The sequence below is a fragment of the Streptococcus sp. LQJ-218 genome (genome assembly GCF_003428885.1).
In the GTDB taxonomy this organism is placed as follows: domain Bacteria; phylum Bacillota; class Bacilli; order Lactobacillales; family Streptococcaceae; genus Streptococcus.
On sequence record NZ_QQRU01000001.1, the window covers coordinates 295441 to 305906 of the forward strand.

General features: G+C 41.3%; 10 protein-coding genes and 2 pseudogenes. 4 read left to right on the forward strand and 8 right to left on the reverse strand.

Annotated features, from left to right (window positions below; all coding sequences use genetic code 11):
* Positions 1–7: 7 nt before the first annotated feature.
* The 6 genes from glyA to D2908_RS01580 are packed head-to-tail and all read right to left on the reverse strand — an operon-like array spanning position 8 to position 4845.
* A complete protein-coding gene (glyA, locus tag D2908_RS01555; RefSeq protein WP_117304314.1) occupies positions 8–1264 on the reverse strand; it encodes a serine hydroxymethyltransferase in 1257 nt (418 codons plus the stop codon).
* A gap of 59 nt (positions 1265–1323) precedes the next feature.
* Positions 1324–1755 carry a GNAT family N-acetyltransferase gene (locus D2908_RS01560; RefSeq protein ID WP_117304316.1) on the reverse strand — a complete coding sequence of 144 codons (432 nt, stop codon included), beginning with the start codon at positions 1753–1755 and terminating at the stop codon, positions 1324–1326.
* Between the two features lies 1 nt (position 1756).
* Positions 1757–2359, reverse strand: coding sequence for an L-threonylcarbamoyladenylate synthase (locus tag D2908_RS01565; protein WP_117304320.1), 603 nt, complete (start codon positions 2357–2359; stop codon positions 1757–1759).
* Positions 2343–3179: a peptide chain release factor N(5)-glutamine methyltransferase gene (prmC, locus tag D2908_RS01570; RefSeq protein ID WP_117304322.1), complete on the reverse strand. Its 837-nt coding sequence runs from the start codon at positions 3177–3179 to the stop codon at positions 2343–2345. Before prmC ends, D2908_RS01565 begins: the two co-directional genes overlap by 17 nt.
* Positions 3179–4258: a peptide chain release factor 1 gene (gene prfA / locus D2908_RS01575; RefSeq protein ID WP_117304324.1), complete on the reverse strand. Its 1080-nt coding sequence runs from the start codon at positions 4256–4258 to the stop codon at positions 3179–3181. The genes prmC and prfA overlap by 1 nt, the downstream gene beginning before the upstream one ends.
* Positions 4255–4845, reverse strand: a complete 591-nt coding sequence (locus tag D2908_RS01580; protein WP_117304326.1) for a thymidine kinase — start codon at positions 4843–4845, stop codon at positions 4255–4257. Before D2908_RS01580 ends, prfA begins: the two co-directional genes overlap by 4 nt.
* Positions 4846–4968: 123 nt before the next feature.
* On the opposite strand from D2908_RS01580, the gene D2908_RS01585 reads away from it, so the two are divergent.
* Positions 4969–5151, forward strand: a complete 183-nt coding sequence (locus D2908_RS01585) for a 4-oxalocrotonate tautomerase (protein WP_117304328.1) — start codon at positions 4969–4971, stop codon at positions 5149–5151.
* A 122-nt stretch (positions 5152–5273) separates the two neighbouring features.
* Positions 5274–6647, forward strand: a complete 1374-nt coding sequence (mnmE, locus tag D2908_RS01590) for a tRNA uridine-5-carboxymethylaminomethyl(34) synthesis GTPase MnmE (protein ID WP_117304330.1) — start codon at positions 5274–5276, stop codon at positions 6645–6647.
* A 46-nt stretch (positions 6648–6693) separates the two neighbouring features.
* Here the strand turns inward: mnmE and dapA are convergent, their stop codons facing one another.
* Positions 6694–7629, reverse strand: coding sequence for a 4-hydroxy-tetrahydrodipicolinate synthase (gene dapA / locus D2908_RS01595; protein WP_117304332.1), 936 nt, complete (start codon positions 7627–7629; stop codon positions 6694–6696).
* Positions 7630–7685: 56 nt separating this feature from the next.
* Positions 7686–8762, reverse strand: coding sequence for an aspartate-semialdehyde dehydrogenase (locus D2908_RS01600; RefSeq protein ID WP_117304335.1), 1077 nt, complete (start codon positions 8760–8762; stop codon positions 7686–7688).
* A 423-nt stretch (positions 8763–9185) separates the two neighbouring features.
* On the opposite strand from D2908_RS01600, the pseudogene D2908_RS01605 reads away from it, so the two are divergent.
* Positions 9186–9299, forward strand: a pseudogene (locus tag D2908_RS01605) (helix-turn-helix domain-containing protein); the annotation flags it as partial.
* A gap of 133 nt (positions 9300–9432) precedes the next feature.
* Positions 9433–10466 (forward strand): annotated as a pseudogene (locus tag D2908_RS09900) (transposase); the annotation flags it as partial.

Below are 10466 nucleotides of genomic sequence, written 5' to 3' on the forward strand. Positions count from 1 at the left end.
AAAAGTATTAGTCCTCATACAATGGGAAGGCATCTGTCAATTCTTTGACTGCACTTCTCACTTCTTCTAAGACAGCCTCATTTTCTGCATTCTTAAGGGTTTTAATGATCAGTTCAGCCACTTTGCGACTTTCTTCTTCACCAAATCCACGTGCAGTTATTGCTGCTGCTCCGATACGAATACCACTTGTCTTGAATGGTGACAAGGTTTCGTAAGGGATTGAGTTTTTATTTAAGGTAATATTGACCTCATCCAGCAGGTTTTGAGCAACCTTTCCATTTTCTACAACTTTGGTTACATCAACAAGGAAGAGATGGTTTTCAGTTCCGCCAGAAATGATACGGAAATCAGGATCTTGCAAGAAGACATCTGCCATAGCCTTGCTGTTCTTGATGACATTGGTAGCATATTCCTTGAAGGCTGGATCCAAAACTTCTTTGAAAGACACAGCTTTAGCAGCGATAACGTGCTCCAAAGGTCCACCTTGGATACCTGGGAAGATAGCTGAATTGATTTTCTTGGCAAGTTCTTCGTCATTGGTCAAAATCAAACCACCACGTGGGCCACGAAGGGTTTTGTGGGTCGTTGTTGTAGTGATATGAGCGTATGGTACTGGGCTTGGGTGAAGACCAGCAGCAACCAAACCAGCGATATGAGCCATATCTACCATAAGTTTAGCCCCAACAGCGTCCGCAATTTCACGGAATTTAGAAAAGTCAATAATTTGAGAATAGGCTGACGCACCAGCTACGATGAGTTTAGGTTTTACTTCTTGGGCTTGTTTCAAGACAGCATCAAAGTCCAAGATTTCCGTTTCAGGATCTACACTATAAGAAACAAAGTTGTAGGTTTGACCTGAGAAGCTAACAGGAGCCCCATGAGTCAAGTGTCCACCTGCAGCCAAATCCATCCCCATAACGGTATCACCTGGCTCAATCAAGGCCATGTAGGCAGCACAGTTGGCTTGGCTTCCTGAGTGTGGTTGAACATTGGCAAATTTTGCGCCAAAAATTTCCTTTGCACGTTCAATAGCTAGAGTTTCTATCACATCTACTACATCAGTCCCACCATAATAACGGCGTCCTGGGTAGCCTTCGGCGTATTTATTCGTCAAGATAGACCCTTGAGCTGCCATAACAGCCTTAGAAACCACATTTTCTGAAGCGATCAACTCAATGTTGTTTTGTTGGCGTTCCTCTTCTTTGGCAATGGCATTCCAAAGATCTGCATCATATGCTTTAAAATCATCTTTGTCAAAAATCATAGGTCTTCTCCTTTATAGTGTGACAGGTCTTTAGTTTGTTTTTACAATAAGAAAAGAAACTAAAAGATGCGAATAAACCGTTTCTGCATTTTATCACAAGTATAACCAACTTTTTCATAAAATGCATGAGCTCCCAGACGATGATCGGCAGAGTTTAAGCGAATAAACCCATAACCACGTCTTTTTGCTTCTTGCTCCAACCCTTGCAGTAAGCTTTTACCAATACCTTGCCCTTGTGCTTGAGGTAAAACTGCTAAGGCTAAGATATTAAATCCTGCCTTGGAATAGAGAGATTCATAAACTTCAGCATGAACATATCCAAGCAGGACATGACTGGCTGTATCCTCGTAGCCAAGTAGGAAGTGATGGGAATTCTGAGACAGTCTAGCTAGTTGACTAGCTGTGTCCTCTGGACTAAAAGAATAGCCCAAAGCCTCTTGGTTAATTTCACAAATGGCTTTCACATCAGTTTCTCTTAAATCTCTTAACATTTTATTTCTCCTCAAAAGAAATCTCTGGCAACCGAGCAAGAATATCTTCTCGTTTAATGGCCCCTTGGCGTAAGATTTTCACCTTATCTCTAGACAAGTCCAAAATCGTCGAATCTTGTCCAGTTAGAAAAGAATCGTCTTCCAAACCCAAAACCTCTTGGTCAAAATCCTTCAGAATTTGTTCAAAGGTTATTCCACTTGCCTGACCTGAGATATTAGCAGACGGCCCAATTAAGGGACCTGTCTCTCGAATCAAATCAAGGGTAATGGGATGACTAGGCATCCGAAATCCAACAGTTGCAAGACCAGAATTGACCCAATAGGGAACTCGGTCATTAGCTTCGAGAATAATGGTCAAGGGACCTGGTAAAAAATTCTCGATAAGTTTTGGTAGATAAGCTGGCTGATTCTTAGAAAAGTGCAAGATGTCCTCTAGAGAGGCGATATTGAGATTGAGTGCCTTATCTCTAGGACGACGTTTGAGCCGGTAAACATGGTCAACAGCCTTTTCATCCAATGCTTTTGCAAAAAGTCCGTAAACTGTCTCTGTAGGCAGAACGACAGCTCCGCCATTTTCCAACTCTTGTCTAATCTTGTCCATCATCAACCACGACCATCCTATCTTGACCGAATTGGTCCTTAAGTATTCTTACACGTTTTTTAGGAAGATATTTCCTAAAAAGTTCAGGAACACTTTGACCTTGCTTGTATCCAATTTCAAGGTAAATCTTACCACCATCTTTGAGATAGTCTTTTACATCTTCCGCAATTCTACGGTAAATAGCTAGACCAGCCTCATCTGCAAAGAGAGCTAGATGAGGCTCCGAATGCAAAACATTCAAGCCGACTTCTGACGCATCTTCACGAGAGATATAGGGTGGATTGGAAACAATTATATCATATTTTTCAGAAATTTCTGTAAAACAGTCAGATTTTTTTAAAAATAGTTGAAGATTTTGATTTTTAGCATTTTCGCTAGCTACATCTAAAGCATCTCGGGAAATATCCGCTGCTGTCAGTGGCCAATTTGGTCTGTTTTTTGCTAAAGCGAGAGCAATGGCTCCACTACCTGTTCCAATATCCAGAACTGAAAGATTCGTCTCAGGATTTTCAGCCAGGATAAGCTCAATTAACTCCTCAGTCTCTGGACGAGGAATCAAAACACGCTCATCCACTTTTAGCTGCATTCCAAAGAAATCTGCATGACCAATGATGTATTGGGCAGGTTTATGATTTGCCAGTTTCGTGTAAATTTCCTCTACAAATAATTCTTCCTCTTTTGTCACTTCCTGCTGAAGGGCAAAGACGAAGTCAGTAAAAGAAATATTTTTCAAGCTACGATAGACAAAAGAGAGGCTTTCAGCTTCCTCTCCTTGTCTTATCAACTCTTCTTCAAAATCTGAAAATAATTGAGCTAATTTCATTATTTGTTTAATTCTTCTAATTTTTGTGTTTGGTCGTAAAGTACCAAAGCGTCTACAACTTCATCCAATTTACCAGACAAGATGGTATCTAGTTTTTGGAGGGTCAAGCCAATACGGTGGTCTGTAACACGGTTTTGTGGGAAGTTATAAGTACGGATTCGTTCTGAACGGTCACCAGTACCGATTGTTGATTTACGCTCAGCGTCTTGTTCATCTTGAGCAATCTGAGCAAAATGGTCAGCAACACGCGCACGGATAATCTTCATAGCTTTTTCACGGTTTTTCTGCTGGGTACGTTCTTCCTGCATTTCAACCTTGATATTGGTTGGCAAGTGAACGATACGAACGGCAGTCGCAACTTTGTTGACGTTCTGTCCACCAGCTCCAGATGCGTGGTAGATGTCAACACGAAGGTCTTTTGGATCAATATCGTACTCTACTTCTTCCACTTCAGGCATGACAAGAACTGTCGCTGTCGAAGTATGTACGCGACCTTGGCTTTCTGTCACAGGGACACGTTGCACACGGTGAGCACCTGACTCATACTTGAGTTTAGAATAAACAGATTGACCCGACACCATGGCAACCACTTCTTTGAAACCGCCGACACCGTTCATAGAAGCTTCCATGACTTCAAAGCGCCAACCTTGGGCTTCCGCATACTTTTGGTACATAGTTAGAAGGTCTCCGGCGAAAAGTGCCGCCTCATCTCCACCAGCGGCGCCACGGATTTCAAGGATGATGTTCTTATCATCATTTGGATCCTTTGGAAGGAGTAAGATTTTCAGTTTTTCTTCGTATTCTTCTTTTTCAGCCTTGGCATCTTTGAGTTCTTGCTTGGCCATTTCTTCCAAGTCCGCATCTCCACCTGATTCCTTAATCATTTCTTCAGCATCAACGATGTTTTGAAGAACTTGCTTATATTCACGGTAGGCCGTTACGGTGTCACGAGTTGAAGCTTCTTCTTTTGACAATTCCATGAAGCGATTGGTGTCTGAAACGACATCCGGGTCACTCAGCAATTCTCCCAACTCTTCATAACGGTCTTCTACAGCTTGTAGTTGATCATAGATGTTCATTTTTCTTCATTCTCCTTATTGATTTCAGGGGCAAAATAATGTTTACGGCAAACCGAAATATAGGTTTCATTGCCACCAATCTGGATCTGCTCACCATCATAAACGGGCAGTCCATCTTGTGTACGCAAGACCATAGTCGCTTTTTTCTTGCAATACTGGCAAATGGTCTTGATTTCGTCAATCTTATCCGCTAAGAGCAAAAGATATTTTGAACCTTCGAATAATTCATTGCGAAAATCATTTTTTAAACCGAATGCCATAACAGGTATATCTAACTCATCCACAACACGAGCTAGGTCGTAAACATGGTGACGCTTTAAAAACTGGGCTTCATCGACAAGTACACAGTAAGGCATTTCAGGTAAATCTCGGATAAATCCAAAGATATCCGTTGTTTCCTTAATAGCAACTGCTGGTCGTTTCATCCCAATTCGACTTGAAACATAGCCAATACCGTCACGTGTATCCAGAGCTGAGGTCATAATCACAACACCTTTTCCTTGCTCCTCGTAGTTATAGGCCACCTTGAGAATCTCAATCGTCTTTCCTGAGTTCATGGTCCCATAACGATAATACAACTGTGCCATGCTTCTATTTCACGTCCATTTCTAAATTTTTGCTACATTCTAGTATACCATATTTTCTCAAAGCTTTAAACGGCAAAATGTGGTAAAATAGAAGAAATCAAATAACTAGTGGAGGACGCAATTATGCCATTTGTACGCATCGACTTATTTGAAGGACGCACGTTAGAACAAAAGAAAGCCCTAGCCAAGGAAGTTACGGAAGCTGTTGTCCGTAACACTGGAGCTCCTCAATCTGCTGTCCATGTCATCATCAACGACATGCCAGAAGGAAGCTATTTCCCACAAGGCGAAATGCGCACTAAGTAAAGCTTAAGCAATCTGCTTAGGCTTTTCTTTATAAGTAAGATTCATTGAAGAAAATACTAAAATTTGTTACAATTTGAAGAGATATTAGTCTATACAAACAAATAAACTATAAAGGAATTGATATGATTACACGTGAATTTGATACCATCGCTGCTATTTCTACTCCACTAGGTGAAGGGGCTATTGGTATTGTCCGCTTGAGCGGAACAGATAGTTTTGCCATTGCGCAGAAAATCTTTAAAGGTAAGGACTTGAGCAAGGTTGCTAGCCACACTCTTAACTACGGCCACATTGTTGACCCTCAAACTGGTAAGGTCATGGACGAGGTTATGATTGGGGCTATGAAATCTCCAAAGACCTTCACTCGTGAGGATATTATCGAGATTAACACCCACGGTGGGATTGCGGTGACCAATGAGATTCTCCAGCTAGCTATCCGTGAAGGAGCTCGGCTGGCAGAGCCTGGTGAATTTACCAAACGTGCCTTCCTCAATGGTCGTGTGGATTTGACTCAGGCCGAGGCGGTCATGGACATCATCCGTGCTAAGACAGACAAGGCTATGAATATTGCAGTCAAACAACTAGATGGTTCCCTTTCTGATCTTATCAATAATACTCGTCAGGAAATCCTCAATACACTAGCACAAGTAGAGGTTAATATCGACTATCCTGAATACGACGATGTTGAAGAAGCCACTACTGCTGTTGTCCGAGAGAAGACTATGGAGTTTGAGCAATTGCTAACTAATCTCTTAAAAACGGCACGTCGTGGGAAGATTCTCCGTGAAGGAATTTCAACAGCTATCATCGGACGCCCCAACGTTGGGAAGTCTAGCCTTCTTAATAACCTCTTGCGCGAAGATAAAGCCATTGTAACTGATATTGCAGGAACTACTCGAGATGTCATCGAAGAATACGTCAACATCAACGGCGTTCCTCTAAAATTGATTGACACAGCTGGTATCCGCGAAACAGATGACATAGTGGAACAAATCGGTGTCGAGCGCTCCAAAAAGGCCCTCAAGGAAGCTGATCTGGTTTTACTTGTCTTAAACGCCAGTGAACCTCTAACTGCTCAAGACCAACAACTTCTTGAAATTAGCCAGGATACGAATCGCATTATTCTACTCAATAAAACTGACCTACCTGAAGCGATTGAAACTTCGGAACTACCTGAAGATGTTATCCGTATTTCAGTTCTTAAAAACCAAAATATCGATAAGATTGAAGAGAGAATCAACAATCTCTTCTTTGAAAATGCTGGTTTGGTTGAGCAAGACGCTACTTACTTGTCTAACGCCCGTCACATTTCCCTGATTGAAAAAGCAGTTGAAAGCCTACAAGCTGTTAACCAAGGTCTTGAGCTGGGAATGCCAGTTGATTTGCTTCAAGTTGATTTGACTCGTACATGGGAAATCCTTGGAGAAATCACTGGAGATGCTGCTCCTGATGAACTCATTACCCAACTCTTTAGCCAATTCTGTTTAGGAAAATAAGAAAAATCCATGCTCGTTATTGCGGTCATGGATTTTATTGTCATTATTAGTAATCTGGTCTTAAGACACCTGTTACGGTTGCTTTAGTCGCTTCGTAGTCCCCATCTACAACAACCTTGATAATGCGTTTGGCATCTTCTTCTGCTGCTGGAACTAGAGGTAGACGAGTTGGGCCAGCTTCAAATCCCATATAGTTCAGAACGGCCTTGACTGGAGCAGGACTTGGATAAGAGAAGAGTGCATTGACCTTAGGAATGAACTTGCGCTGAATTGCTGCAGCTTTCTTCATATCGCTTTCTGCAATGGCAGTAAACATCTCGTGCATTTCATCCCCATTTGTATGAGAGGCAACAGAAATAACCCCGTCCGCACCAAGATTCATGGCATGAAAAGCATCACCATCCTCACCAGTATAGACCAAGAACTCTTCTGGCTTATGCTCAATCAAGTAAGCCATATTTGCCAAGCTGGTACATTCTTTAACACCGATGATATTTGGATGGTCAGCCAAGCGAAGCATGGTTTCTGGAGTCAATTCGACAACCACACGCCCTGGAATGTTATAGATAATAATTGGTAGGTCAGAAGCATCTGCGATGGCTTTAAAGTGCTGATACATTCCTTCTTGAGAAGGTTTGTTGTAGTAAGGAACAATAGCAAGACCAGCTGCAAAACCACCAAAGTCTGCGACTTCTTTGACAAACTCAATAGAGTCACGCGTATCATTGGTACCAACACCCGCAATCAAAGGAACTCGTCCATTGACAACCTTTTGAACTGCCGCAAAGAGTTCCAACTCTTCATCGTGGGTCAAGGTTGGACTTTCAGCAGTCGTTCCCGCAAGAAGAATTCCGTCCGTATGATGGACCAATAAATGCTCAATCAAGGCTGGAATAGCTTCAAAGTTAATAGAACCATCCTCGTGGAAAGGGGTAATGAAGGCCGTGATGATTTTACACTCTTTTAAAACTTGATAAGACATGAGAAACACCTCTCAATTTCAAAGAAGGAGTTCATTTGAACTCCTAAACGATATGGCTATTTTAATTCAAATTTCAATTCAGCTGTTGGACGAACCAATCCACGTTCGTGCAGAGTTTCAGCAATCTGAACTGAGTTCCAAGCAGCACCTTTGAGAAGGTTATCTGAAACAACCCACATGTGAATTCCTTTTTCTGCATCCAAGTCTTTACGGATACGACCAACAAAGGTATCACGCGAACCCACTGCGTTGATGGCTTGAGGATAAATTTGATGAGCTACATCATCTTCAAGAACGGCACCTGGGAAGGCTGCGATAGCTGCCTTGACTTCTTCGATTGGAGCCACTTCTTTTGTTTCAATGTAAACAGACTCAGAGTGAGCTGACAAGACTGGAATACGGACACATGTTGCAGATACCGCAATGCTATCATCTTCCATAATTTTCTTAGTTTCCTTAGTCATCTTCATCTCTTCATAAGTGTAATCATTATCTGTGAAGACATCGATTTGTGGAAGAGCATTGAAGGCGATAGGATAATGTTTCTTGTCCCCACCTGAAGGCAAGATTTCGGCATGTAAATCACGTGGAGTTACACCATCATTCAAGACTTCACGAAGTTCACGTTGTGTCTCAAGAATCGCTCCCATACCAGCACCTGAAACGGCTTGGTAAGTTGAAACAATGATACGGTCCAAGCCCCATTTTTGGCGGACCGGCTCAAGAGCTACCATCATTTGGATTGTTGAACAGTTAGGGCAGGCAATAATCCCGTTGTGGGCATCAAGTGCATGAGCATTGACCTCTGGAACAACCAAAGGAACATCTGGATTTTGACGGAAGTAAGAAGTATTATCTACTACTACCGCGCCAGCTTTTACTGCGTATGGTGCATACTTAGCTGATGTAGAACCGCCTGCTGAAAAGAGAGCGATATCAACTCCTTCAAAAGCTGTCTCAGTCGCTTCTTCAATCGTAATATCTTGATCTTTAAATTTCAAAATCTTGCCTGCTGAACGTACAGAAGCAAGGTAACGAATTTTATCGATTGGAAGTGTTGATTCTTCCAACATTTTTATCATCTGAGCTCCGACAGCACCTGTCGCGCCGACTACAGCAACTGTATATCCCATAAATAACCTCTTTCGGAATTTTCTAAAAATTTCTATAATAGATGTATTATACTACTTTTTCCATGAATTGCAAAGCTTTTTCATCAATTTTTGGAAAATAAAAATCCCCAGTCGCTAGACTAGGGACTAAGAGGCATCTTCATGTGATGAGCAGGTTCACACAACTCATCAAGGTCCGCTCCTGCGTTATGACCTCCTTATGCTCAATAGTAGTCCGAAGACTACCTATCGACTCATCGCATCTTCTATTCTACTAAAGAGAATGACTTTTGTCAACAGACAAAATTCTTTAGCTTCATTTACACAGGTGCGGTAACTTCTCAAAGTAACTTCCACTTGCCTGACCAAAGTGGAAATTAGTCTAAAACGGATTTTTATGGTGGAATTAAGTGTGAGACGTTTGAGTTAGAAATGAGGTCTACTATGACAAAACATAAACACCTTACCCTTTCAGAACGCAATGACATCCAGCTAGGTTTAGAGCGCGATGAAACCTTCAAAGCTATTGACCAACTTATTCTAAAAGACCCAACTACGACACGGATTTCCGGCTCTATAATATTTGTAGTGGGTAAATCCTCTATAGATATTATGGAGCCTATTTTGTGTAGAAAAAAATCCCATAAGATCTATAATGAAAAGCAACCAAACCATCATTAGAAAGAATCATATGGAACAATTACATTTTTTCACAAAACTACTTGATATTAAAGGCCCAAATATCCAAATTATAGATATCATCAATAGCTCGAAACGACTGGCATGCTTACTAGAATTCTCCTTTGAAAACGCCGTTTTAGGTGCTATCGTTGCTCAAAAATGATGGTCGCTGAGACTTCTCTCGTCAAGAAGAATCACCAAATCCCTCGTATCATCAACCAAAAGATTGCTCAAAAGCTAATTGAAAAGACTTCTATGACTGATATTGCTCATCAGCTGTCCATTTCAACTTCAACTGTTATTCGTAAGCTCAATGATTTTCACTTTAAGCATGATCTTTCTCGTCTTCCTGAAATTATGTCATGGGACGAGTATGCCTTCACTAAGGGAAAGATGAGTTTCATTGCGCAAGATTTTGATAAGCTCAATATCATTACTGTTCTTGAAGGTAGAACACAAGCTATCATTCGAAATCACTTTCTTAAATATGATAGAACCATCCGATGTCGAGTGAAGATCATTACGATGGATATGTTTAGTCCCTACTATGACTTAGCTAAACAGCTTCGCTTTCGAATTTCTAGGCTCAGGCTGAAACAGTCTCCCAGACTGTTTCACTCCCATGTGCTAAAATCGTTCTTGACCGCTTTCACCCTTCGTTATTCTATTTCTAAACTCAGGCTAAAACAGTCCACTGGACTGTTTTACTCCAACATCTTAGCCGTGCTATGAGTCGTGTGCGTGTCCAAATCATGAATCAGTTTGAGCGAAAATCTCATGAATACAAGGCTATCAAGCACTACTGGAAAATCATCCAACAGGATAGTCGTAAATTGAGTGATAAACGTTTTTATCGCCCTACTTTTCGCATGCACTTAACAAATAAAGAAATTCTTGACAAGATTTTAAGCTATTCAGAAGACTTGAAACACCACTATCAGATCTATCAACTCTTACTTTTTCACTTTCAGAACAAAGACCCTGAGAAATTTTTCGGACTCATTGAGGACAATCTGAAGCAGGTTCATCCTATTTTTCAGACTG